Source organism: Tabrizicola sp. T46, assembly GCF_057219895.1.
Map to the genome: position 1 here is coordinate 1 of NZ_JBXVVV010000004.1, position 24276 is coordinate 24276.

Sequence of the window (24276 nt, forward strand, 5' to 3'; positions counted from 1 at the left end):
CGCGACCCACCAGGGCCGCAACTCGACCAGGCCGAACAGGCCAAGCGTCGCGGGGTGGAGCAGCCCGGTAGCTCGTCAGGCTCATAACCTGAAGGCCGCAGGTTCAAATCCTGCCCCCGCAACCACCTTCACCGAACTGCCGAAGGGCCCCGCAACCGCGGGGCCTTTTGCATTCTGAGCCAAGCCAATCAACGCCGTCAGCGCCCCGTCCAAGGCGACGACCGCCTGCCGTCCTGGACGATGTCCTCGATCACGAGGTTCCCATCGGCGAAGGTCGCGGCAAAGCCCGGGATCATCTGCTTGAAGCCTTCGCGGCCAGGACCCTGGCCCGGATTGACCGGGATGTTCACCCAGTCTTCGACGATAACCTGGTCCAGCAGGTTCGGGTCGTTCGTGTTGAAGGTTTCATAGAAGATGCGGATCTTCTCCTTGTAGTCGTCCTGGGCCATGGCGGCCCCGGAGAAGAGCGACAGGGATGTGGCGGCGGTGGCAAGGGCCAGGGTGGCGCGGCGGGTGATGGACATGTTGGTCCCCTTCTCTTTCGTTCTGGGTTGAGGTCACCGGATCGTTGCCGCGCATCTTGCGCGGCCCGGCGGGCCGTTCGTGTTTCGGGTCTTGCTCGAGAGCCGCTTGCGCCATCAGGTGGATCGCGGTTCGATAAGGGGAACCTAGACCTTCACCTGCAGGAGATCATCCGGCCGATTGTTGATCCTGTGTTTCGCGATGCGACATGAACGCGTCAGTCTCCCCGGTTTGAGGGTGCACGCCTGGACGCGGCGCATGGAATGATTTTGGGCGCGCCGGTGGTCCGGCGCGCCCTGTCTGCCTGTTGTCTTGGGCTGGGATCAGTTGATGCTGTCGAGATAGCGGGCCACCAGATCGGCGGTGGCGTGCGCTGCGGGGTCCAGCCCCAGCGAAGCCGCCAGTTGCGATTTGCCGGGGGTCACCACTCCTATGTCGTTGCCGGTGTTGCCGCTGTCGCTGCCACCCAGGATGAAGGCAATGGTCTGGCGGTCACCCTCGGTGATCGCCGCCTGCAGGCGGATCATCTCGTTGACCGAATAGGCGCCAGGGGTCACGCCAACCAGAAGGGCAAGTTGCTCCGCCCCAGCCGAGACAGATGCCGCGTCGGACTTGTCGCTGCGTGACACGGCCACATCATTGCCCTGAGACAGGATGAAGGCTTCTGCATTCTTGTCGCCCTCGCGCTGCGCTTCCTTCAGCTGGATCATCTGGGCCACGGTATAGGCACCGGCCGGAACGCCGACTTGCTTGGCAAGCTGGTCGGCGCCTTGGCCGGCGATGGCCGTGCCAGCAACAGGAGCGGTCAGGGCGACCACTGTCAGGGCGAGGATGGATTTCTTGAACATGATGTCTTCCTTTCTTTGCGGCCCCTCGGGGCGGCGGGTTTCGAGTGAGCGATCCCGGTCGGTGCCGCAGCATTGCGGACCGGAGGATCAGGTTTGGTTTCAGTCTTTCCCGGGTTTCGCTGGTACCTTCCGGCGTCTTGCGTCCCGATGAGATGAAGTTAGGCGTTCATCAAGAAGAGATCATCAGGTGATTCGTTGATGGTCGATTTCGCCAGAAGATATGATCGCGCTGCCTTGGGAGCCTTTACGCCGCCTATAGCGCGCCAAGCGGGCCGCCGAAGCCTTCCGGGCCGGCGAGGAAGTCCAGGAAGCTGCGCGTTTTGGCAGGAAGGTAGCTGCGGTCGGGGTAGATCGCCGACAAAGCCACGGTCGGGGCGGGCAGGTCTGGCAGAAGCCGCTCCAGCCGACCCGTGGCCAGATGCGCGCGCGCGACGAGATGGGGCATTATGGCGATACCCATGCCTTCCAGCGCGGCCTGGAACAGCACGGTCTCGTTCGCGCTTTGCAAGACCGGTGTCATCCGGACCTCCGGAGCGCTCGGGCCCAGGCCCAGGCGGACGCGCCCCCCGGTGCTGATCGGGCTGTAGGCCAGGAATGGCCCGCCGTTCAGGTCGGCGATGTCTTTCGGCCGCCCGATCCGGTCAAGAAGAGAGGGCGCGGCAACGATATGGAAGGTCACGTCCGCCAGCCGCCGCGCGATCAGCCCCTCGTCCAACGCCGGACTGACGCGCAAGGCCAGGTCATAGCCGTCCTCGACCAGGTTCACCTGCCTCCCGGAAAGGTCGAGGTCGAAGGTCACTTCGGGATAGCGCACGCGATAGGCGGCCAGCACGTGGATGAAGCCGGGTTCGGCCAGCCAGACCGGCAGGGACATCTTCAGCGTTCCGCGCGGGTCGATGGTTGATTGCGCGAGGCGCGCGCCGGCCTCGTCCAGCCCTTCGAGCAGCGGGCGCACGGCGGCAAGGTAGATGGCGCCGGCCTCGGTCAGGCTGACACTGCGGCTGGTGCGGTTCAGCAGCCGCGCGCCGACCTCGGCCTCGATGTGCTGCACATGCTTGCTGGTCATCGCCGCCGAGATGTCCATCCGCTCGGCGACGGTGGCGAAGCTTTTCGCCTCGGCCACGGCGGCAAAGACCCGCAGGCTGAGAAGGCTGTCCACGATTTCCTCCTGTTGAACCACGCCGCGCGGCGAGCTGGGCAGAATAGTCCGGCAAGCAACGTAAAGGCGCCGAGATTGCCGATCAATGCAGAATACCCCCGATAACGCCGAAGATCATCAACTGACAGGAAAGACAGCCTTCACCCGCGCGCCAATGATCCAGGGCGGCGGACCGGGTACTTCTTGGGGCACAGCAAACCGGGGCCGATGCCCCCGAACCCGAAGGGACAGACCATGACGATGACCTCGACCGCCTCCGCCACCCCCAGCCGCGGCTGGAACGTTGCCATCTGGGGGGGCCAGATCGCCCTTGCCGCGCTTTACGCTATGGGTGCCTGGTTCCACTTCCTGCCCCCGGAAGAGGCCGCCAAGATGGGCGCGGTCTGGATGACCGAAGTCCCGATCGCCCTCCCGCGCTTCATCGGCATCATGGAAGTGCTGGGCGTCCTCGGCCTGATCCTGCCGGCCGCGACCCGCATCATGCCGCATCTGACCGTCTGGGCCGCGGCAGGCCTGCTGGCGATCCAGGCACTGGCCATTCCGTTCCACGCCATCCGGGGCGAGTTCGAAGCGCTGCCCTTCAACCTGATCTACGTAGTCCTCGCGGTGTTCGTCCTCTGGGGCCGGGCCCGCAAGGCGCCGATCGCGCCCCGCGCCTGATCCTTGTGAACAGGAGACCGACATGGACACGCCCGCCCTCGCCCTTGCCCGGCAACGCGCAGCCGACAACCTTCCCGAACGGCTGACCTGGGGCCCATTGACCCTGTCAGTCACCGACCTTGACCGCGCAGGTGCGTTCTGGACCGAAGTCGTAGGCTTCGTCCGTCGCCCCGAGCCGGGTCCGGGCCTCGCGCTCGGCACCCCGGACCGGACGCTGGTGGTGCTTCAACCCGGCGCCACCAGCCCGGTCGCGAAGGGTTATGCGGGGATGTACCACGTGGCCTTCCGCATGCCATCGCAGGCCGAGTTCTCGCGCCGGATGCAGCGCTTCATCGACCTCGGCCTCCCGTTTTCACCCGTCGATCACTTGATGTCGAAGGCGATCTACATAAGCGACCCCGATGGCCACGGCATCGAGATCGCCTTCGAGACGCCAGAGCGCTTTGGCCGGTTCAGCTTTGACGGCGGCCGCTTCGCCATGGTCGACGCCGCGGGCCGCCCCCATAGCGGGCGCGAGCGGCTGGACCTGCGAGCAGAACTGGCAGCGGCCGATGGCACCGACCCCTCCTTGCCACTGCACCGCGATGCAAGCGTGGCTCACCTGCACCTGCATGTGCCCGCCCTTGACCCGTCGCTGACATGGTTCGAAGGCCTTGGCTTTGCCCGCAACCTGAACCTGCCCGACTTCGGCATGGCTGACATGGGGGCAGGGGCACCTTACACGCATCGGCTGGCGATGAACCTGTGGGCCGGTCCGGGCGCGCGCCCTGCGCCTGCCGCCTCGGCCCGGCTTCTGACCTACCGGCTGGAGACGTCCGACACCGACACCTTCGCCGCCGCAAGGGTTCACCTGACGGAAACTTCAGGCTCGGGCGTTCTGACCGGGACAGACCCCGCAGGCGTCACCCTGACCCTGGCCCTGCGCGCCACCGAACACCGGAAGGAGAACGCAGCATGACCCTGCAAAGCCCCATCGCAACTGCCCCGGCGCCGTCGCTGTTGAAAAGCCTTCTCTACCCCTACGGCCTCTGGGCGCTGTTCGCGCTGCCCGGTGTGGCGATGACCGTGGCGATTTTCACCTCGGCCACGCCCGCCACGATGATCCACGAGATGGTCCATCCTTCGGGCGAGTTCTCGGCCCGCTTCCTGATCGTCGCGATGATGGCGACACCCCTTGCCATGCTGCTCCGCGGCTGGCGTGGGCCGCAGTGGATGAAGCGGAACCGCAGGTATCTGGGCGTTGCCGCCTTCGGCTATGCACTTCTTCACACCATCCTCTATCTGATCGACAAGGCCGCCCTCGACCCCGTGCTGTCGGACCTGCCGAAGTTCTACATCTGGACCGGCTGGGTTGCCTTCCTGATCTTTTTGCCCTTGGCCATCACCTCACATGACTGGTTCGTGCGCCGCATGGGCACATGGTGGAAATGGCTGCAACGCTGGACCTATGCCGCCGCCGTGCTGACGCTGGCCCATTGGGCCGCGCTGAACGACTTGGGCGGGATTGCCCCCGCGCTTGTGCACTTCGGCCCGCTGATCGCGCTCGAGGCCTACCGCGTCTGGTACCGGTACCTGCGCCCCCGTCCCACCGCCGCCTGACCGCAGCCCTTCAACCGGAGCCCAATCATGACCTCCACTCCCACCACCTACCGCCCCGCCCAGATCTGGCTGCATTGGATCGTCGTGATCGGCGTCATCCTGCAAATAGGCTTCAACGAAGCGATCGTCGCCGTTGTTGAGGCGCGCGAGGCAGGCCAAACTGCCGCCGACGCCGACATCACCTGGGCCATGTTCCACGTGTCCATCGGCTTCGTCATCCTTCTGGCCGTCATCGGCCGCCTTTACCTTCGCTTCCGCCATGGCGTGCCCGGCCATGCCCCCGGCACATCGCCCGCTCAGGCGAAGGTCGCAACCCTCATGCACAACGCGCTGTACGGCCTTCTCCTGGCGATGGTCGTCACCGGCATGCTGACCTGGAACGAGATCGCGCCCTTGGGCGGCCTGCACTTCGCGCTTTCCACCGCGCTCTTCTTCGCGGCCATCGCCCACGGCCTTGCCGCCATCTTCAACCAGGTCGTGCGCAAGGACGGAACGCTGGCGCGGATGATCCCCGCGCTGCGGAAAGGGTGAGGCATGTCCGCCAGCGTCACGCAGTCCCGAGCCTGGTCCATCGCCCTCTGGGTCATCCGCGTCCTCGTGGCGATCCCGTTCTTCATCGCTGCCTGGCTGGAAGAGATGTCACCCCCTGAGACTCTGGCGGCACTGGATCTGGTCTGGATCTCCGACGCGCCGCTGTGGCTGGTGCGGCTGGTGTTGATACGGGAAGCAATAGCGCTTCGGAGCGTCTACGCTTGACCACCCATCCCCACCCTCGGCGAAAAACCCCGCGCCAGGCCACACGATCTGTAGCTGGCCGCACGAAGGTCATCGAATGGTTGGAGTTGATAGAGAACCTCAGGGCAGGCCATCCCAACACGGCCATGTGCGGGTATGGCTTCGGCTGGATGTGGGAAGAGCTCGGCCTAGAGAGCCATCACAAGGGATCGTGGCAAGTGCCATTCGCGATCACCCGGACGGGGAGCGCGGCGCGCTACACCGGCCTGTAGTGCGCAGAGCCCCAGATTTTGTTGGACATGGGAATGAGGTCGGCCCATCCTCGGGTTCGCCGCTTTGGGCGAACCTTCGTCCGGATCGGCAGGGGCCCGCGCCCTCGGGCCGATCCGCAAGAGGACGCCTTCATGGCCAATGTGACTCAGCCTCTCACTGGCACCGGTTCCAAGGACCATCACCCGTCGAGCCGCAAGGTCACGACACCGCTGCACCTGATCCGCAAGTCCCTGCCGTTGCGCGTCCTGTCGTCCAGTGATTGGGAGCATTGGACGACGCGCGGCTATGTCATTGTTCGGAACGCAGTGCCGCCAGAAAACGTCACGCGGCTGAAGAATCTGCTTTGGCAGTTCGAGGAGAAGGACCCAGACAACCCCCTTACCTGGCACACGCCGCAGCGCCGCGATCACATCATGACTGAGTTGAACGACACCGGTATGGTGGAGATCTACAACCATCAGTACCTTTGGGACAACCGGCAGCACCCTCGCGTGTACGACGCTTTTGTCGACATCTGGGACCGGACCGACCTCTGGGTGACCATCGACCGGGCCAACATGAACATGCCGAAGAAGGTCCCCGGCAACCCCGACGGCTTTATCCATTGGGACGTGGACACCTCGCTCGTCCCCCTGCCAATCGGCGTGCAGGGCGTCCTCAGCCTAGTGCGGCAGGACGAGTCGATAGGGGGGTTCCAGTGCATCCCCGAACTCTTCTCCGATTTCGAAAATTGGGTTAAGACGCAGCCGGCTGACCGTGACCCTATGCACCCCGACCTCACAGGTCTTCGTATCACGAATATCGAGATGGAGGAGGGCGACCTCCTAATCTTCAATTCGCTCCTTGCTCATGGCGTCCGACCGAACCATTCGGGCGACCGCGTACGAATGGCCCAGTATATCTCGATGCATCCGGCCGAGCAGGACGACGAGCCTCAGCGCTCCGAACGCATACGGCTCTGGCGTGAGCGCGACCATCCACAGCGTTACGCCTTCCCGGGCGACCCGCGCGAGTGGGAAAAGAAGAACGCCGAGACGGCGCGGCTGACGGATCTTGGCGAGCGGCTTTTGGGCCTTCGTTCCTGGTGAACGGGCAGTGAATCGTCCAGCTAGCGACGTCGCAGCATCATGCTGCCCAGGTGCCAGCGTCAGCCAAATGCAGTCGCTGGGCGGACAATGAATCTTGCGGACCAGCCGCCCGGGCGTCCTCCAGTCCCGCGATGATCGGCAGGAGCGAGGATTTCGCACAACCCGAGGGCCCGACTAAGATGACGAATTCGCCTTGCTGAAGGGACAGCTTGATCTGCTTTAGACCCTCGATCAGACCGAAGTGCCCAGATATAGCCAAAAGCTAAAGTGACGAGACGCCAGGGACTTGCTGCACGGATTTGACCAGCACTTGCGATGCCTCTCGTCAAGCACGCTCGCCGGTCCAGTCGAAAACCTGCCCAATCTCTTCGGACATCTCTCCGGCCAGAAGGGCGGCGTAATGGGCGGGCGCGTCTTCGGGGCGCAGGATGCGGTCGGTAAGCGGCGCCACGTCCATGCGGCCTTGCGCCAGCAGGTCGAAGAAGACCTCAGTCATGCGGGAAGCGGTCCACTGGTTGAAGGGGGTGCCGTGTGCGGGGAACATGAAGCCGTGGATGCCGAGGATGGCGATGGAATGACCCACGACGCGGGGTCCCAAATGCTGGCGAGAGGGCGTCGGGCTGTCGCCCAGCAGCACGAGGCGACCGAGCTTGCGCAGGAGTTCCGTAGCAGGGGCAAGCACATCTGCCCTGCCCGTGATGTCGAAGACGACGTCCAGCATCTCACCCTGGGTGATTGCCTCCACTTCGGACCGAGCTTCCGCCGCGCCCTTGGCGATACGATGGGTCGCGGCCTGGGCGCGATCCAGCCTCCCGGCGACAGGGTCGATGGCCACGATCCGCCGCGCGCCGGCAACGGCAAGGTACTGCACGACAAGCTGGCCAAGGATGCCAAGCCCGATTACTCCCACGCTTTCGCCCAGTTCCAGCCCAGCCCGACGCACACCCAGTTGCGTCGTCCGCGCAAGCGTTGCCCAGGTTGCGTCGATATCCGAAATGCCTGCCGGAACAGGAAAGGCGTGCTCTGCCGGGGTCAGCGATACCTGCCGGTGCGGCCCCCAGGTGGTGATGCGGTCGCCCGGCCGGAAGCCGGCAACATCCTCGCCCACGCTTTCCACCTCGGCCACCATCGAGTAACCGGGGGCGAAAGGGAAGGCTATGTAGTCCTCCCAGAATGTCCCCGGATCACATTCACCACGGAGGCAGAAGCACTCAGTGCCCCGGCTTACGAGCGATTTCAGCGCCTGGCAACGCAGTTCCCCCGGCCCCGGTGGCGGGACAGTGTCTCGGGTTAGCGCGACCTCTGAGGGCGCTGGAAACGTAATGTTCAGGCTGTTCAGCGTCATCATAGGTCCACCGCCCACAACACGCGCATACTGTCGTCTCTTTCCTGCACGATTTCCAGTGTTTGGTGCTGCAGCAATCTCGCGCCGCATGCGACTGCTTTCCGGACCTTCCTGCCGTTTGCTAGGGCCCCTCTTTCACCACTCGCAGACGCACGATGACCGACCTGATGGGCGGAAAGCAGTCGTCCAGTCAGATTCAACGCATCGTCCGCTTCCCAAGCAAACTGTTCCGGCCACCCGAAGAGCTTCTCGACTGGGCTTTGCACAACTGCGCAACGAACGTCAGGTCGTTGTGTACCGGGGCGGATATGGCGACAGGACAGCGGCTGGTGGCCCATGAGAGGGTCTCGATGGCGCTGCAGGGAGCAAGCGGACTCGAGCTGGAAGCACTGCGCAGGGTGATCGAGGACTTTGCCGCCTCCCGCGGAGCCAAGATCCTGGCGCGGTTCACAGAGGTTGAGAGTGGACGCAAGGCGGACCGTCCGGAGCACTTGAAGGCGCTGCACCTGGCAAAGGTCACTCGCGCAACCGGCCCAGCGGTGGACGATACCAAAACCATGCATTTTCTTCTCCTACACGCTGCGCTAAAGCGCCGGCGTCTCGCGCTGCCGTTCCTTGGCGGGCCGTCGCTCGTTTGCAGGAGGTCGACTCCTAACGTCGCCTTATCGAAGCCCCAGACCCTGCGTCAGCCTTCGGGTAGAGCCAATAGATTGAAAAGGACATCTTCGTGGGCGTTGCGCCGCGTGGCCCAGCTTGACCTTGGCCAATCGTTTCAAGCCGAATAGCGTAGTAAGCTTGCTCACTGAATTGCGGGGCACTATCGATGGCTTTGTGGACGATGCGTCCTCCACCAGCTTAGTGTGCTACGGATCATGTTGGGATGGGATCACATTCCTGTTCAGTGGGTCCCATGCAGAATTGCGTAACGCCAAGGATCATCATGCCGCATGCCGCCTCAATTGCAACACTTGCCTCCGCACTTTTCCTTGCGCTGGTAGCCACACCGCCTGCTGGAGCCGGGATCAGCGCTGAATGCCGCGCGTCATTTGAAGGAGACAGACTGTCTGTCATCGTGCCCAACGGGCCCGGCGGTGGCTATGACACCTACGCCCGCGCCATGGCGCCCGTGATTGCCGAGACCACGGGCGCCCGCGTTTCGGTCGAGAACCTGCCCGGAGCCGGCGGCCTGATCGCAACACGCCGCATCATCGAGGCGGACCCTGATGAATGGGTTTTCCTCGTGCAAGAGGCGAATGACATTCTCTTTTCGATCGCCGAGGGCGATCTTGGGCCGGACTCCGGAGAGAAGCTGCAGCTGCTGGCGGTGTTTCACACCGAGCCGAGCGCCTGGGTCACGCGCCCGGGCTTTGATGTGCTCAACCCGCCAGACGGCAAGCTTGTCGGCGGGTCGTCGGCTGGAAACGAAGACACCGGCTACCGGCTGATGGCCATGGCGCTCGGTTTGGAGACCCAGACGATCATGGGCTATGACGGGACCAGCGCCATGAGCCTGGGTCTTCTTGGAAGCGAGATCGACGTGATCTCGATCTCGCTCGCCACGGCGCAGCGCACCACGAAGGCGGGTGATCTTGAGGTGGCCTTCGTCCTGTCCGATGGTCCTGACCCCGCTGCGCCTGACCTTCCTTACCTGCTTGGCGCGGGTGGCAAGCTTGAAGCCAAGCTCGCCGGTCTGGGCGAGGCCGAGCGGGCCGAGGCCGAGCGGCTTGCCGACATTGCGGTGAAAACCGGGCGTGTGCTGCGGATCGTCGTCGTGCCGAAGGCGATGCCGATCGACCGCATGGCTTGCCTTGAAAGCGCCGTGAAGGACGTCATCTTCAGCGATGCCTTCCGCACCGCGGCCGAGGCAGAAGGGCGCGCGGTCAATGCGCTGTCCCCCGAAGCGTCCGAGGCGGCGCTATCCGAACTTTCCGAGGCGATGGACGCCGCCCGCACCATCCTTGCAGACGCGCCATGATCGTGGTCCGGTTGCGGACAGCCTGACATCTTGTCCGAATACCTTGCCGCCATTGCCGAGGGTGCAGGCCACGTCCTGAGCTGGCCCAACATCGTCGTGCCGCTTCTGGGCACGCTGATCGCGATGATCTCGTCCTTTCTGCCGGGGATCGGCGGGACCAGCATTGCGACGATCGCGCTTCTGATGACGCTGCACTGGGACCCGATCGCGGTCCTGATGCTGTTCGGTGCCCTGACCGGCGGTGCGACCTTCATGGGCTCGATCACCGCGATCCTGTTCAACGTACCAGGCAATGCCTCGTCCGCGGCGGCGCAGATCGACGGGCATCCGATCTCGCGCATGGGCTATCCGCGCAAGGCCATTGCCGCTGCCGCGACCGCTTCGGCCATCGGATCAGTGATCGGGGTCATGGTGCTGATCTCGCTCTTACCGGTCGTGCGGCCATTCGTCCTGCAATTCGGCCCGCTGGAGCGGCTGCTTCTTGGGCTTTGGGGGCTGACCGCAATCATCGCCGTTCCCAATGCCTCGGCCTTGCGGGCGACAGCAACCGCCGTGCTGGGATTTCTTCTGGCAATGATCGGGGCTGACCCGGCGACAGGCGATCCGCGCTGGACCTTCGGCAGCCTCGGCCTCTTCGACGGGTTTTCGATCGTAGCGGTGCTGCTTGGATTCTTCACCCTGTCCGAACTCATGTCGTGGCGCACAACACACCGCCTTTCGGATCCCCCGCCGCTGGATGGCGACAAGGATGGCATCTGGCTGGGCATCAGGTCCGTGCGGCAGAACATGCCGCTGACGGTTCGATCCTCGATCCTCGGCACGGTTGTCGGGGTGGTGCCGGGCGTCGGCGGCACCGTCGCGGGCTTCGTTGCCTATGGTCAGGCCGTCCAGACCACTCCGGAAGATGACCGGGGCCAGTTCGGCAAGGGTGACATCCGCGGCCTGATCGCGCCCGAAGCGGCGGTGGACGCGAAGGACGGCGGTTCCCTTCTGCCTGCGCTGGCCTTCGGAATTCCGGGATCAGAGGCCGGGGTCCTTCTGCTGACCGTCCTTCTGATCCACGGCTTTCAGCCAGGTCTGCCGATGCTGACGGTCGATCTGTCGATGTCCTTCGTGCTGATCTTCGCGCTGCTTCTGTCCAACATCACGACGTCGCTGGTGGGCGTGGCGCTGACGCCTGTGCTGGGGAAGCTGACCACGCTCAGGATCGACCGCATCGTGCTGCCCGTCCTGATCGCCAGCCTTGTCACGCTGATCCAGTTGAACGGCAGCATCATCGACCTTTATGTCGCGGCAGCCTTTGGCGTGCTGGGCTATCTCTTTCGGCATTTCGACTGGCCGCGCATCCCCTTCGTGATTGCCTTCGTGCTGGGCGACTTCATCGAAGACAACCTGGCGATGACCGTCAAACTCGCCGACGCCGGACGCATCGACCTTGCAAGCCGCCCGGCCGCCTGGGTCTTGCTTGTGGTGATCCTTCTGACCGTGGCTTGGATGCTGCGCCGCATGGTCCGGTCAGATGAGGCGCCGCGCCGCATCCGGGGCGAACGCGGCTTTGCGCTGGCCATGACGGCCCTTCCCGCCGCTATGGCCGGGCTTGCCCTGATGCAGGGCTACACCACCCTATCGATCGTCCTGGCCCTGGCTGCGGCAACCCTTGCTGCGGCTGCGGTCGTGCAGCTGGCTCGCATGCCGGAGCCGGATGCCGCTGATCCGGTCCCTATCGACCATCGTCTTCCGCTTCTCTTGTTGACGGTGCTGCCGTTCTTCATCTGGGCCTTTGGCCTCGTTGCCGCCTCTGCGGCCTTTGCTTTCTTCTGGGTCCTGCAGTGGGAGAATGGACGCCCGAGGAACCTGATCACCTCATTAGCCGTCGCCGCAGCCGTGGCAGCCGTGACCGCCCTTTACCTCGACCGCTTCGCCGTGGTGCGTCTGCCGGATGCCGCGCTTCCGGGGCTGTTCTAGTCGGCCAAAGCTGCACGGACTGTTGGCAGATCCTGCACGCCCCGACGCACGAAGGCCCAGGCGCGCGGATCGCGTACCAGCGCATCCAGCGCCTGCTCGACCGGTGCCTGCAGGCGGCCACGGCGCTCGACCTGCGCCGGTGAGTGATCGGGACGCGTGGGGAAAAAGACCGACATTGAGGGATTGCATTCGAAAAGCACGTAGCGATCGCGCGCCGGATCGACACCGACATCCATCCCGCAGAGGTCCAGCCGGGTGCGTGAGGCCACCGCTGCGCAAAGTGCACGAAAGCCGGCCGAGGCTTCGAGCATCCCAACGATCTCAAGTTCCCGGTTATCGGCCAGCCGGCCCGATGCGCGGTTGTGGATCTGCCAGACGGCGGATGCCTTGACATGGCGGACAAAGAACTGTTCGCCAACGAAGACCACACGCGCCTTGAAATAGGTGCCATCGGCGGTCTGGCTGTCCTCGTACTGCACCATGAAATGCGGCTGTCCGAACCAGCGGCTGTTCATCGCGGCCTCCCAGCCCGCCGCGCTGTCTATGCGCAACTGGCCGATGCCACCCTGCGTGCTGCAGGGGCGGATCAGGACGGGATAGCGAAAGCCGTGATCGGCGAACGTCCCTGAAAAGGCCGCAAGGCTGTCGGCCCTGAACCGGACGCAAGGGGGTACGACCAGACCGGGCACGCCCGCCAGACGTCGGGCCGATAGGTCCCGCCGGGTCTGTGCTACGGCCCGAGGGTGATTGAAGACGGGGATATCCGCCGAAATCTCCTCATCCTGCCAGATCAGCGCGTGCCGATAGTCATCCGGGTCAGCCAGAAGATTCAGGGCCCAGGCAAAGCGTAGCTTCCTCACAGGGCCTTCGGGTGGGCACCACAGCTGCGGCGCGTTCTCTTGCCGCCAGCGCTTTGACATCTCTGGAAAAGCGATCCGGTTGGGAAAGTTAGTGATCAGGCGGCCGTTCGGTTCCAGGCGGATCCTCACTTTGCCGGACTGGGGCAAGGCCACCAGGCTGGCACCGGTTGATGCGGGTATGGCTCGGACTGTCGGTAGACCGGACATACCCTTACACCCCTTCCCGGTTGTCATCGGGGGACGGCGCAGGGATGGGTGGCAGACGGAATGCGTCTGTCCTCCAGAGCAACGTGTCCCTCAGAAGCGCGGAAAGGGGAGCCGCCAGCGCCGCACGGACCCGATGCGACGACCGTGCGATGGCAGCCGGTGACGCATCCGTCATCGGCACCGGCAGTCCGGCATCGATCCGTTCGACAACCGGTCCATCCGGACCAAAGCCCAGGACCAGCGAGGCGACATCGAGGGGAATGCACTGCCGGACCGCCTTCATGATGGCGCGCAGCTGGTCAAGGGGTACGGCGGGACGGCCAGGACTGCCTGAAGCATCTCTGCCGTAGGTCTCGAAATGGGCCTCTTCGCCTGCAATCCCGATCCTCATCTGCCACCGGCCCCGGTCCCGGGAATCCTGCGTCATAAGCCAGACGCGCTCTGACCACGGCGCATTGAAAAGCCCTGTCCACTCACCGGGATGGGTGATCTCGTGCCGTTCGGTCCCCTCTTCGGCGACAGCCGGTTCCAGCACCACGGGATAGCTGAAGTCTTCCGCCTCGAAGGTCGCCATGAAGTCCCGCGGCGTCTCGGGCAGAAACCGCCGCACCTTCGCGACGCGCAGGAAGGGAACCTGCGCCAAGACCTGGAAGGCCAGGTCACGTCGTGTCCACATCACCGCCCGCGGATGGTTCAGGACGGCGATCCCCGGTCTGAGCGCAGCATCCAGCGCCGCAAGCGACATGGGATAATGCTCGGATGAGGCACAAAGGTTCAGAATGGCGTCGACCCGCGGCGGCAGCGCAAAGGGCAGTGCGGGATCATGGATAAGCTGGGGCCAGGCCCGCACCAGGACTGGGTCGGTCAGCGCGGGCAGTTCCATCTCGCCCGGCCAACGCAGGAGAGGCACGCCTTTCGGGCCGATCCGGCCAAAGACGGTCCGGTCTTGGGGTATGGCTCGGAATGCGATACCCGAACGGGGCGGGCCACCGGTTGGCATCACGTCGCCCGAACAAGCACCGCTTCGATCCGCGGATGAAGGTCCGGCGCATCCTTGGTGGCGATCGGCGACTCGTCCTCTTGGCCGCCGTCCGCCGCCTCGCGCAGCACCACGAGGCCTGCGGCGGCGAGATATTCGCGAAACAGGCCAACGGGCATCTTCGGTCGCACTCCCGATTGATCCCACAGGCGTTCCGCCGCTTCTACAATCTTCACTCTTTCCCGGCCAGTTGTCCCTTGCGAGTCCAGCGAAGCAAGAACGCGCGTCAGTCGCGTTTTGCGTTCGTCAGGTGCGATGGGTGCCCGCCGGGCCACGCCTGGCTGTAGGAGCCGCTCCGACAGCAGGACGCGGCCCCCGGGTGCCAGATTGCGGTTCCAGTTTTCGAAAAGGGACAGGCGTCGATGCTCGGGAATAAAGCCGATGAAACTGTGGGCGATGATGGCATCGACCGGAGAGACCGCGACCTCGACAGCATCGGCCTGATGGATTTCCGCCCTGACGCCGCGCATACGGAGGAAGAGCCCCTGCTGTTCCAGCGTCGTGCGGCAGCGGTCGACGATCACGAATTCGGGCTCGATCCCATGTGGACGGAGCGACTGCAGGACCAGCGCAGCCTGTCCCGTATCTGCCGCACCCGACAACATGACGCGCAGGTACCCCGTGCCACGCTCTGCGGCAAGGTCCAGCAACTCGCGGCGGAAGAAATCCTGACCTGCCGGCAGCTTGCCGCCGGATTCAAGCAGGCGGACCATGCTCCAGCCCCGGTGATACACCATACACCCATGCGCCGGATCACAGAAATGTGGAGCGAAATCAAAACTGAAGCGCGCCAGTTCCCGTAATGGCTCATGCGAGGAGGCCGCCACGACGTCGTCACCGGATTTCATCTTCTGCCCCAACCATCGACCCGGAAACATTATCAATCTGATACAAGCGCTATCCGCAAGCTACTCTCGCTCGATCGAGGCCATACACGTCAGGTCAGAACACTTGAACGTGCATTTCTGTTAATAGCGGAGGCGCAAATCTGCTCCTGCAATCGTCCAGTCCACGTTCAGACTGCAGCTGGTATCCCTGACCGATAACGGTCATTCACCTTGCTAGATTGCAACGGCGGCTTAAGGCCGAAAGCACCCTTCTGATCGTTGACGGCGGGAACCGACCATCTGCTGCGTGATCCTTCAGAGTCCGCTCAGGGCCGAGTGCGTCGATGGCCATGCAGTCGCTAAGGGCGAAAGCGACCGTTCGGCGGTAATGCACCGGTTAGCTCCTACCTCGTTGCGCCCCGCTAGACCGTTCAGTAACCACGTTCATGAAAGCGAGAGCAGTTTCTTTATGCCCACCGGCGGTTCGGGAAGAAACGGTAGCAGAAACATTTGCTGCGCGAGCCCGTTCCTGATCCGCGCGATCTGCCTGACCTCACTGGCAACACGCCGCTGCAACAGTGGGTCAGTCGTCCCCGTCCGCGCAAGTGACCGGTTAACAACCCAAGCCCAAGGCTCGATCCTGGCCCGTCTCAAGTCGTCCTGAAGACTCGCCGCTTCCGACACAGGCGTTGTTTCTGGCAGCGCCACAAGGATTACCTTCGTGTAATCGGGATCCTGCAGCCGCATCAGGGGTGTCACGATTCGCCCCTGCGACTGCCCCATATCCTGCGTTATCTGGCGGTGATAGGCCCCCGTCGCATCCAAGAGGAGAAGGGTGTGCCCAGTCGGCGCAGTGTCCATGACGACAAAGGCTCCCCGTGCCTCGGCCACGATGCGCGAGAAGGCATGGAAAACAGCAACCTCCTCGGTGCAGGGCGAGGCGAGGTCTTCGCGCATCAAAGCGCGGTCAGCCTCGTCCAGATCGCGGCCCTTGGTGGCCAGCACCTTCTCGACATAGCGGGTCGTTTCGGCAACTGGGTCGATCCGGTCCACGACCAGCTCGTTAAGATTGCCGTCCACCACCAGCGACACATGCGCTGCGGGATCGGTCGTGGTCAAATGGACTTTATGCCCCCGTTTCACCAGACCCACGGCGACGGCAGCAGCGACCGTTGTCTTGCCGACCCCGCCCTTGCCCATGACCATGATCAACCCGCGTCCAGCTTGCGCCAGTTCGTCGACCATCGCGTCCAGTCCCGCTTCGTCGATCGATTTAGGCACGACTGTCGGCGCAACTGGCACTTCATCAACGAACAGGGCGCGCAAGGCAGGCAACCCCACCATATCGAAGGATCGAAGCGGGACCTCATCCCTCGGTAGTGATGCAAGGTTAGAGGGCAGCGCCGCGATCACTGCCGCATGGTCGCGCGCCAGACCGTCGGCCACGGCGTCGCCTTCTCTGGAGGCGTGGAAAACCCCGTTGATCACCAGCCGCTGGTTCCCCAAACCGAGAGCGCGCAGGTCATCCGACGTGCGTGCCGCCTCGCGCACGGCACCGCGATCGGCCCGCGTCACCAGCACGATCGAGGTCCGCGCGGGATCCGAAAGCGTTGCAAGCGCGATCTTGAACCGTTCCTCCTGCATCTTCAGGCCCGAATGTGGCCCGAGGCAGGACGCGCCACGGTCGTTGTCCTTCAAGAATCCCGTCCAGGCACGTGGCAGGCTGAGAAGCCGCAGCGTATGCCCGGTAGGTGCGGTGTCGAAGATCACATGGTCAAAATCATCGGCCTCGCCAGCCAGCAGGCCTACGAACTCGTCGAAGGCCGCGATCTCGATGGTGCAGGCCCCCGAAAGCTGTTCGCGCACCGTGGCCCGGTCCTCCTCTGTGGCATCTGGCTCCATCTGGTCAAGGACGCGCGCCCGGTAATCCTCGGCCGCCTTGTCCGGGTCGATGTTCATGGCCGAAAGTCCCGCCGCGCCCGGCACGGGCAGCGGCCTGTCTGACAGCGCCACGCCAAGCATTTCGTCTAGGTTCGACGCAGGATCTGTGCTGACCAGAAGCACCCGCTTTCCAGCGTCTGCCAAGGACAGCGCCACCGCGCAACTCAGTGAGGTCTTGCCCACACCGCCCTTGCCCGTAAAGAACAAATAACGCGTAGGATTGGCGATCGGGGAAACGGGCATGTCGGGCTCTCCTGGAAGCTGCGTCCAGACATCGCACAAAGACTGCGCGGCGCCCTGACCCAGATCAACGGCTCGCGGAAGCGTTTCAGTCTGAAACTGGCTCTCCAGCCTCTGTCATGAAACCTTCACTGGACGCTGAAATAGATTTCCTTTAATCAGGAAATATGGAACAGAAGGTCGCCGCTCATGCCTTTGCCACACTCGGTCATTCCGGCCGGTTGGCTGTTTTCCGTCTGCTGATGCGCTTTGCCCCGCAAGGGGTGCGCCCGACCGAGATTGCAGAGGCGCTTGGCCTGAAACAGAACACCCTGTCGCATCATCTCGCTGACCTCACCGCCTCTGGCCTCGTCGGCGTGGAACGACAGGGACGGTCCCTATACTACGCGGCCAATCTCGACGCGACCGAAGGGCTTATCGGATACCTCGCCCTCGATGTCGGCCGGGCCCGGCCCGACCTGCTTGCCCCCCTGCTTTCCGCTCAGAAGGATGCCGTTCAAATGACTGCCCAAGTTCCCGACACCGACTTCGATGTCCTTTTCATCTGTTCGGGCAACTCGGCCCGGTCGATCTTTGCCGAGGCCCTGCTTCGCGATCTGGGCAAGGGCAAGTTCCAGGCCTTTTCGGCCGGAACGCGCCCCAATACCGAACTCAACCCTTTCGCTTTGGATGTTCTGCAGCGCAACGGCCACGACACGTCGGGCTTGCGGTCGAAGCACATCTCGGAGTTCCAGAAGCCCGGTTCGATCATCATGGACTTCGTCTTCACGGTCTGTGACACCGCAGCAGCTGAAGAATGCCCGCCATGGCCGGGCCAGCCGATCACCGGCCACTGGGGACTGCCCGACCCTGTGAAGGCCACTGGCACCGACGCGGAAAAGGCGTTGGTCTTCGCCCAGACCTATGCCGCGCTGCGCCGAAGGATAACGGCCTTCGTCGAGCTTCCCTTTGACAGCCTCAGCCGCCTGTCGCTCCAATCCCGTGTGGATGCTATCGGCGCTGACGCCAAAGCCAGGATCTGACTGCCATGACCCGTATTGCCCTGAACGGCCTTGGCCGGATCGGAAAGCTTGTCCTGAGGGACTTGATTGATGCTGGAGCCGGAGGCGAGATCGTTCTGCTGAACGACCCTGCAGGAGATGCAGAACAGCACGCCCTTCTGATGGAGTTCGACAGTGTCCACGGCCGCTGGCGCACGCCCGTCAGCGCAACTGATCGTGCGCTGGTGCTGGCGGGCCAGACAATCCGCCTGACACATGAGAAGACCATCGAGGCGCTGCCGTTGGCGGAACTTGGCGTCGATCTGGTTGTCGATTGCACCGGCGTCTTCAAGACCGCCGTCAAGGTCGCGCCCTACTATGTGGCCGGTGTGAAGAAGGTCGTCGTCTCGGCACCAGTCAAGGATGGCGGTGCGCTGAACCTGGTCTACGGGGTGAACCATCACCTATACGACGGCTCGCAGGCCCTGATCACGGCAGCCTCCTGCACCACCAATTGCCTCGCCCCGGTGGTCAAGGTGATCCACGAGACGCTTGGCATCCGCCATGGGTCGATCACCACGATCCATGACGTGACCAACACCCAGACCATCGTGGACCGGCCGGCCAAGGACATGCGCCGCGCCCGCTCGGCGCTCATGAACCTGATCCCGACAACGACCGGATCGGCCACCGCGATCACGTTGATCTATCCGGAGCTCAAGGGCCGGCTGAACGGCCATGCCGTCCGTGTTCCACTGTTGAACGCTTCGCTGACCGACTGCGTGTTCGAGGTAGAGCGAGCAACAACGGCCGAAGAGGTGAACGCCTTGTTTGCCGCCGCCGCAGACGGACCGCTAAAGGGCATCCTCGGCTTCGAGACGCGCCCGCTCGTTTCCTGCGACTTCACGAACGACCCCCGCTCTTCGATCGTGGATGGCCCCTCCACCATGGTCATCAACGGCACGCAGGTGAAGATCTACGCCTGGTATGACAACGAGTGGGGCTATGCCTGCCGCCTCGCTGACATCGTGCGGATGGTGGCCGGATCACCGTGACCGACGCCGCAAGCCCGCCAATACCACCGCCGAACCCGCTGCGCGCCTATGCCGCTGTCACCGCGGCATACTGGGCTTTCATGCTGTCGGACGGCGCGCTGCGGATGCTGGTGCTTCTGCATTTCAACAGCCTCGGTTTCACGCCGATCCAGTTGGCTTGGCTGTTCCTGCTTTATGAGGTCGCTGGCATCGTCACCAACCTAGCGGCGGGTTGGCTGGCCGCACGCTTTGGGCTGGCTGCCACGCTCTATGGCGGATTGGCGCTTCAAATCGGCGCGCTGGTGGCGCTGGCGCAGCTTGACCCGGCATGGGGTGTCGCAGCCTCCGTCGCCTTCGTCATGGCGGTGCAGGGTGTGTCAGGCGTGGCCAAGGATCTGGCGAAGATGTCCTCGAAGTCCGCCGTCAAGCTTCTGGCGCCCAAGGAAGACGGAGGATTGTTCCGCTGGGTTGCCCTGCTCACCGGGTCGAAAAACGCGGTTAAGGGGCTGGGCTTCTTTCTTGGAGCGGCTCTTCTGGCGCTGGCAGGCTTCGAAGCGGCCATCTGGGGGATGGCCGGCGTACTGACGGCCATCCTGATCGCGGTGGTCCTGTTCCTTCCCGCGGGTCTGCCGGGGCGGATGAAGTCGGAAGAAGCCTGGGGCGGCTGGCGTTCCACGGACCCGCGCGTGAACCGCCTGAGCCTTGCGCGGATGTTCCTCTTCGGTGCGCGGGACGTGTGGTTCGTGGTGGGTATCCCGGTCTATTTCCAGGCGGTCCTGTCCGATGGCACGGCCGAGGGACGGCGCGAGGCCTTCTTCCTGATCGGCAGCTTCCTTGCACTGTGGATCATCGCCTACGGTGCGGTGCAGGCTCTTGCACCACGGCTGCTTGGTGGCAGGGATCAGACCGAAGCAGAAACGACCCGCAAGGCCGTTCTCTGGGCCGGGCTGCTGGTTCCGATCCCGTTCCTGCTGGCCGCTGCAGCGCTGGCTGCCGAAGGGCCTGCATCCTGGCTGACTGCCACGCTGATCGGCGGATTACTAGTGTTCGGCTTCGTCTTCGCGATCAACTCCTCGGTTCATTCCTACCTGATCCTCGCTTTTGGATCTGCCGAACGGATCACACGGGATGTTGGGTTCTACTACATGGCCAATGCAGCCGGGCGGCTGATCGGCACCCTGCTCTCCGGCCTCAGCTATCAGTTCGGCGGGCTGCCGCTATGCCTTGCAACCGCTGGAGCCATGGCGTTGGCCAGCTGGCTTTCGGTCCGGCGGCTGGTGCTGGCATAGCCCCGCGGCGGAAAGACCACTGGCAAGGCACAATCATTAATGTTGGCCTCGATCCATCAGTTGCCGAGACTAACCTCTTGGGCTGGGATCTCCAGGATCGACGCTATGAGGCTCCGGGTATAGGGGTCGGAAGGGTCTGCACAGAGCTTCTGAGCAGTGCCGATTTCCACGACTTTACCTTTGCGCATCACGGCGATCCGGTCGGCAATCGCGCGCACGACGGCAAGGTCATGCGAAACGAAGATGGCTGCAACGTCACGCTTTCTGGCCAGATCGCGGATCAGTTCCAGAACCGCCGCCTGCACCGATACGTCCAGTGCTGTGGTGATTTCGTCGCAGAGCAGCAAATCAGGCTCGGCGGCAAACGCTCGGGCGATGGCCACCCTCTGGCGCTCACCACCAGAAAGCTGGGCGGGCATCCGGTCCAGCATCGCGGCACCAAGGCGCACTTCGGCAAGGAGCTCGGCGGCCTTTGTCCGGAGCTGTGAACGGGCTACTTGTCCGTACAGCAAAAGGGGCTGGGCGAGAAGGTCGAGGATCCGATGTCGCGGATTCAACGAGGCATCGGGGTTCTGGAAGACCAGTTGGATTGCCTGGAGTTGGGACAAGGGGCGTTCGGTCGAGCGACCGGCAAGTGGCTCGGTCTGGCCATTGCGCATCAGGGAAATTCGGCCAGAGCCGGGAACTGCCAGCCCGGCAATCGCCCGCAGAATAGTGGATTTGCCCGACCCGGACTCGCCGACAAGTCCAAGGACCTCCCCCCTCTGCAAAGTGAAACTGACCGCTTCGACAACTGACCTTGGCGCTGTCCTGCCAAATCTCCCCTGCTTTGCGTAACCGACAGACAGCTCTTCCACTGCAAGAATCGGCGAGCCCGTCGCAAATGATGTGCCTGGCTGCTTGGCAAGGGGCGCGGGAGAGACCATCGGGCGGAGGCACGCGACCTTGCGGTCATGACCAACTGACTCCAGACCCGGGCGCTGAGTGCGGCAGGCTTCCTGAGCCAAGGCGCAGCGCGGTGCAAAGCGGCAGCCGGTCGGCAAATGAAGCAGCGAGGGAGGGCTTCCCTCGATGGGCAAGGGCAGACTGGACGCGGTGATGCGCGGGATCGCGGCTACGAGTGAGCGCGTATAGGGATGACTGGGACGGGTCAGGACCGGAGCCAGCGGTCCTTCCTCGACCAGTGCGCCCGCATACATTACCCCGATCCGGTCGCAGAGCCGTGCCAGCACGCCAGGGTCGTGACTGACGCAGACCATGCCGACCCCGGCGCGATGGCGCAGATCGACCAGAAGATCGAGCAGAGCGGCCTGCGTTGTGACGTCAAGGCCGGTTGTGGGTTCGTCAAGGAGCAGCACTTCAGGCTCGCCGGCAAGCGCCATAGCGATCGCTGCCCGCTGCACCTGCCCGCCTGAGAGCTCGTGCGGGAAGCGGCGCGCTATTCCGGCCGGTTCGGGCAGCCGGACCCGGGCCAGAAGGTCCAGGACACGCGCGTCCCGTCCCTGCCTGTCCAGCGTGCTGTGCAGGAGAAGCGCCTCGGCGATCTGCGTGCCGATCCGGCGACCGGGATTGAGCGCGGTGGCGGGGTTCTGCGGGATGAGCGCGATCTTGCCACCACGGACAGCGGCAAGCGCGGCATCGGATTGCCCGAGTATCGGGCGGCCGTTCAGCCAGACGGACCCGCCGATGTGCTGCAGGCCCTGGCGCATGCAGCCCATGAGCGACAGGAGAAGCGTGCTTTTGCCGGACCCGGATTCACCGGCGATGCCGAGGCTTTCGCCCAGGGCTAAGGCAAAGGAGACGCGGTCGACCACGAGGAACCCTGCCCCGCCGATCTCCAGCGCCTCGACTGCAAGCAGGGGCGGCGGCGCGGTCATGCCCCGGGGACCCGGCGGTTACGCTCGACCCCGGTGGCGCGGGCCCAGGCGTCGACGGCAAGGTTCATGCCGATGACCAGCGAACTCAGCGCCAGCATCGGCCAGACGAGAGCCCAGGGCGCGCGCTGCATGATACCCCGGGCATCGGCGATCATCTGGCCCCAGTCCGGCGTGGGCGGCGCGACCCCCATGCCGAGAAAGGACAGCGAGCTGACGGCAAGCAGGATCCAGGACCATTGCATGGCCCCCTGCACGGCAAGGCTGTCCCGGACGTTCGGCAGAAGCTCGGTCACCGCGATCGACCAGCGCGAATGGCCGCGCGCCTGTGCGGCAAGGACGAAATCCCGTGCCACGAAGTCGAGCGCGGCCGCCCGCGCGAGGTAGACCACCGAGAGCCCGTAGGAGAAACCGAGCACCGGTACGAGGGCGGCAGAGCTGCTGCCCAGGGCCGCGACGAAGAGCATGACCATGAGGATCCAGGGGATCGCCATCATCGCATCGACGAAGCGCATCACGATGGCATCGGTCCGGCCGCCGACCAGGGCGAGAAGGATACCCAGCGCCGATCCCCAGACCATCGCGATGATCGTGGCCAGTGTCGCGATCAGCATCGCTTCGCGCCCGCCGAGCAGGGTCCGACTGAACACGTCGCGCCCGAGCCGGTCGGTGCCGAACCAGTGGGCCGCCGAGGGGGCCTGCAGCATTGCGCTGGCGTCCTGGAAGGTGGGGTCCTTCGGGACGATCAGCGGAGCGGCCAGGGCCACGACCAGATGCAGGCCCACGATCGCCAGCCCGATGCGCCCGGCCCGCTGGGCCCAGACCTCGCGCAGGACCTGCGACAGGGGAGAGGCGGCGGCCACGCTCATCCCCGCCGCGTCCGGAGCCGGGGGTTGAGGGCAAGCGACAGGAGGTCAGCCCCGAGATTGGTCAGGACATAGATCACCCCGAAGAGAAGCGCGATGGCCTGGACCAGCGGCAGGTCCTGGTCGGCCACCGCATCGACCGCGAGGCGCCCGAGGCCGGGATAGTTGAAGACGCTTTCCACGATCACCACCCCGCCCAGAAGCCAGGCCATCGTGAGGCCGATAATGCTGATCGCGGGCAGAAGCGCGTTGGGCACCACATGGTGCCAGATGATGCGCCGCCGCGGCACGCCCTTTAGCCGCGCCATCTGGACGAAATCGCTTTGCATCACCTCGATCACCGAGGCCCGCACCATCCGCAGGATATGCGCCGCGAGGATGAGGACGAGCGTGGCTGCGGGGAGGATGGAGGCGCCGATCAGGTCGAGGGCCGGCGCCTTGTAGCCGATGGTCACCACACCGGCCGCCCAGCCGAGGAGGACCGAGAACACCAGGATCATCAGGGTTCCGGAGATGAACTCGGGCACCGTCATGGCAAAGATCGCGATGCCGGAGATCGCCATGTCCAGCGGACCGTCCGGCTTGAGCCCGGCCAAGACGCCGAGGCAGAGCGCCAGCGGAATTCCGATCGCGGCGGTGACCGCCGCAAGGATGAGCGTGTTGCGCAGCCGCCAGCCGACGATTTCGGTGATCGGCCTGTCGCGCTGCATCGAGACGCCGAGGTCTCCCCGAAGGATATCGCCAGCCCAGGCGGCAAACCGCCAAAGCGGTGGCTGGTCGAGGCCCATGCGCGTGCGGCAGACCTCGAGCATGCTGTCGGTGGCGCCGCGCCCGAGATGCACGGTGCATGCGTCGCCTGGCATCAGCTCCAGCGCAAAGAACACGACGACCGCAATGATCGCCAGCGTCAGGAGTGCCAGGCCGATCCGCTCGAGAAGGACCGCGACCAT

General features: G+C 64.3%; 24 protein-coding genes and 1 tRNA gene. 13 read left to right on the forward strand and 12 right to left on the reverse strand.

The features are described from left to right. Positions 1 to 48 precede the first annotated feature (48 nt). A tRNA-Met gene (locus AC2D9V_RS15595) sits at positions 49 to 125 on the forward strand. A 72-nt stretch (positions 126 to 197) separates the two neighbouring features. Here the strand turns inward: AC2D9V_RS15595 and AC2D9V_RS15600 are convergent. The 3 genes from AC2D9V_RS15600 to AC2D9V_RS15610 all read right to left on the reverse strand — a co-directional run bounded on the left by AC2D9V_RS15600 (position 198) and on the right by AC2D9V_RS15610 (position 2529). Continuing rightward, positions 198 to 524 (reverse strand): nuclear transport factor 2 family protein, encoded by a 327-nt coding sequence (locus tag AC2D9V_RS15600; protein WP_484715024.1) that lies wholly within the window; start codon positions 522 to 524, stop codon positions 198 to 200. A 321-nt stretch (positions 525 to 845) separates the two neighbouring features. After that, a complete protein-coding gene (locus AC2D9V_RS15605) occupies positions 846 to 1370 on the reverse strand; it encodes a hypothetical protein (RefSeq protein WP_484715025.1) in 525 nt (174 codons plus the stop codon). A 253-nt stretch (positions 1371 to 1623) separates the two neighbouring features. Further along, the gene (locus AC2D9V_RS15610) at positions 1624 to 2529 is read right to left on the reverse strand and encodes a LysR family transcriptional regulator (protein WP_484715026.1); all 906 of its coding nucleotides are present in this window, start codon (positions 2527 to 2529) and stop codon (positions 1624 to 1626) included. Positions 2530 to 2763: 234 nt separating this feature from the next. On the opposite strand from AC2D9V_RS15610, the gene AC2D9V_RS15615 reads away from it, so the two are divergent. The 6 genes from AC2D9V_RS15615 (at position 2764) to AC2D9V_RS15640 (ending at position 6884) form a co-directional block, all read left to right on the forward strand. Further along, positions 2764 to 3189: a DoxX family protein gene (locus tag AC2D9V_RS15615; protein ID WP_484715027.1), complete on the forward strand. Its 426-nt coding sequence runs from the start codon at positions 2764 to 2766 to the stop codon at positions 3187 to 3189. 22 nt (positions 3190 to 3211) lie between these two features. Beyond that, complete coding sequence (locus AC2D9V_RS15620) at positions 3212 to 4147, forward strand: VOC family protein (RefSeq protein ID WP_484715028.1); 936 nt, start codon at positions 3212 to 3214, stop codon at positions 4145 to 4147. Further along, complete coding sequence (locus AC2D9V_RS15625) at positions 4144 to 4788, forward strand: protein-methionine-sulfoxide reductase heme-binding subunit MsrQ (RefSeq protein ID WP_484715029.1); 645 nt, start codon at positions 4144 to 4146, stop codon at positions 4786 to 4788. The genes AC2D9V_RS15620 and AC2D9V_RS15625 overlap by 4 nt, the downstream gene beginning before the upstream one ends. A 27-nt stretch (positions 4789 to 4815) precedes the next feature. Then, entirely contained in the window at positions 4816 to 5319 is a 504-nt protein-coding gene (locus AC2D9V_RS15630; protein ID WP_484715030.1) for a cytochrome b, read from the forward strand. 3 nt (positions 5320 to 5322) lie between these two features. After that, positions 5323 to 5544 (forward strand): hypothetical protein, encoded by a 222-nt coding sequence (locus AC2D9V_RS15635; RefSeq protein WP_484715031.1) that lies wholly within the window; start codon positions 5323 to 5325, stop codon positions 5542 to 5544. Between the two features lie 383 nt (positions 5545 to 5927). Beyond that, positions 5928 to 6884: a phytanoyl-CoA dioxygenase family protein gene (locus tag AC2D9V_RS15640; protein WP_484715032.1), complete on the forward strand. Its 957-nt coding sequence runs from the start codon at positions 5928 to 5930 to the stop codon at positions 6882 to 6884. A gap of 37 nt (positions 6885 to 6921) precedes the next feature. Here the strand turns inward: AC2D9V_RS15640 and AC2D9V_RS15645 are convergent, their stop codons facing one another. Together AC2D9V_RS15645 and AC2D9V_RS15650 are read right to left on the reverse strand one after the other, a co-directional pair. Next, the gene (locus AC2D9V_RS15645; RefSeq protein ID WP_484715033.1) at positions 6922 to 7143 is read right to left on the reverse strand and encodes an ATP-binding cassette domain-containing protein; all 222 of its coding nucleotides are present in this window, start codon (positions 7141 to 7143) and stop codon (positions 6922 to 6924) included. A 66-nt stretch (positions 7144 to 7209) separates the two neighbouring features. Next, positions 7210 to 8229: a zinc-binding dehydrogenase gene (locus AC2D9V_RS15650; RefSeq protein ID WP_484715034.1), complete on the reverse strand. Its 1020-nt coding sequence runs from the start codon at positions 8227 to 8229 to the stop codon at positions 7210 to 7212. A 155-nt stretch (positions 8230 to 8384) separates the two neighbouring features. Between AC2D9V_RS15650 and AC2D9V_RS15655 the strand changes: the two genes are divergently transcribed. From AC2D9V_RS15655 to AC2D9V_RS15665, 3 genes are all read left to right on the forward strand, one after another. Next, a complete protein-coding gene (locus AC2D9V_RS15655; protein ID WP_484715035.1) occupies positions 8385 to 9014 on the forward strand; it encodes a recombinase family protein in 630 nt (209 codons plus the stop codon). Positions 9015 to 9301: 287 nt separating this feature from the next. Continuing rightward, positions 9302 to 10204 carry a tripartite tricarboxylate transporter substrate-binding protein gene (locus AC2D9V_RS15660; protein ID WP_484715036.1) on the forward strand — a complete coding sequence of 301 codons (903 nt, stop codon included), beginning with the start codon at positions 9302 to 9304 and terminating at the stop codon, positions 10202 to 10204. A gap of 30 nt (positions 10205 to 10234) precedes the next feature. Next, positions 10235 to 12169: a tripartite tricarboxylate transporter permease gene (locus AC2D9V_RS15665; protein WP_484715037.1), complete on the forward strand. Its 1935-nt coding sequence runs from the start codon at positions 10235 to 10237 to the stop codon at positions 12167 to 12169. Here AC2D9V_RS15665 and AC2D9V_RS15670 read toward each other — a convergent pair. The 4 genes from AC2D9V_RS15670 to arsA all read right to left on the reverse strand — a co-directional run bounded on the left by AC2D9V_RS15670 (position 12166) and on the right by arsA (position 17286). Next, positions 12166 to 13089 (reverse strand): ATP-grasp domain-containing protein, encoded by a 924-nt coding sequence (locus AC2D9V_RS15670; protein WP_484715038.1) that lies wholly within the window; start codon positions 13087 to 13089, stop codon positions 12166 to 12168. The genes AC2D9V_RS15665 and AC2D9V_RS15670 overlap by 4 nt on opposite strands. A 151-nt stretch (positions 13090 to 13240) precedes the next feature. Next, positions 13241 to 14146, reverse strand: a complete 906-nt coding sequence (locus tag AC2D9V_RS15675; RefSeq protein WP_484715039.1) for an ATP-grasp domain-containing protein — start codon at positions 14144 to 14146, stop codon at positions 13241 to 13243. Positions 14147 to 14235: 89 nt separating this feature from the next. Further along, a complete protein-coding gene (locus tag AC2D9V_RS15680) occupies positions 14236 to 15123 on the reverse strand; it encodes a hypothetical protein (RefSeq protein ID WP_484715040.1) in 888 nt (295 codons plus the stop codon). A 423-nt stretch (positions 15124 to 15546) separates the two neighbouring features. After that, a complete protein-coding gene (gene arsA, locus AC2D9V_RS15685) occupies positions 15547 to 17286 on the reverse strand; it encodes an arsenical pump-driving ATPase (RefSeq protein WP_484715041.1) in 1740 nt (579 codons plus the stop codon). Positions 17287 to 17450: 164 nt separating this feature from the next. On the opposite strand from arsA, the gene AC2D9V_RS15690 reads away from it, so the two are divergent. From AC2D9V_RS15690 to arsJ, 3 genes are read left to right on the forward strand one after another with little or no spacing between them, the layout of a single operon-like run. After that, the gene (locus AC2D9V_RS15690) at positions 17451 to 18305 is read left to right on the forward strand and encodes a metalloregulator ArsR/SmtB family transcription factor (RefSeq protein ID WP_484715042.1); all 855 of its coding nucleotides are present in this window, start codon (positions 17451 to 17453) and stop codon (positions 18303 to 18305) included. Positions 18306 to 18310: 5 nt separating this feature from the next. Continuing rightward, positions 18311 to 19318, forward strand: coding sequence for an ArsJ-associated glyceraldehyde-3-phosphate dehydrogenase (locus AC2D9V_RS15695; protein ID WP_484715043.1), 1008 nt, complete (start codon positions 18311 to 18313; stop codon positions 19316 to 19318). Continuing rightward, positions 19315 to 20586, forward strand: coding sequence for an organoarsenical effux MFS transporter ArsJ (arsJ, locus tag AC2D9V_RS15700; RefSeq protein WP_484715044.1), 1272 nt, complete (start codon positions 19315 to 19317; stop codon positions 20584 to 20586). Before AC2D9V_RS15695 ends, arsJ begins: the two co-directional genes overlap by 4 nt. Positions 20587 to 20642: 56 nt before the next feature. On the opposite strand, the gene AC2D9V_RS15705 is transcribed toward arsJ, so the two are convergent. From AC2D9V_RS15705 to AC2D9V_RS15715, 3 genes are read right to left on the reverse strand one after another with little or no spacing between them, the layout of a single operon-like run. Further along, complete coding sequence (locus tag AC2D9V_RS15705) at positions 20643 to 22463, reverse strand: dipeptide ABC transporter ATP-binding protein (RefSeq protein WP_484715045.1); 1821 nt, start codon at positions 22461 to 22463, stop codon at positions 20643 to 20645. Next, positions 22460 to 23329, reverse strand: coding sequence for an ABC transporter permease (locus AC2D9V_RS15710; RefSeq protein ID WP_484715046.1), 870 nt, complete (start codon positions 23327 to 23329; stop codon positions 22460 to 22462). The genes AC2D9V_RS15705 and AC2D9V_RS15710 overlap by 4 nt, the downstream gene beginning before the upstream one ends. Further along, positions 23326 to 24276 carry an ABC transporter permease gene (locus tag AC2D9V_RS15715; protein ID WP_484715047.1) on the reverse strand — a complete coding sequence of 317 codons (951 nt, stop codon included), beginning with the start codon at positions 24274 to 24276 and terminating at the stop codon, positions 23326 to 23328. The genes AC2D9V_RS15710 and AC2D9V_RS15715 overlap by 4 nt, the downstream gene beginning before the upstream one ends.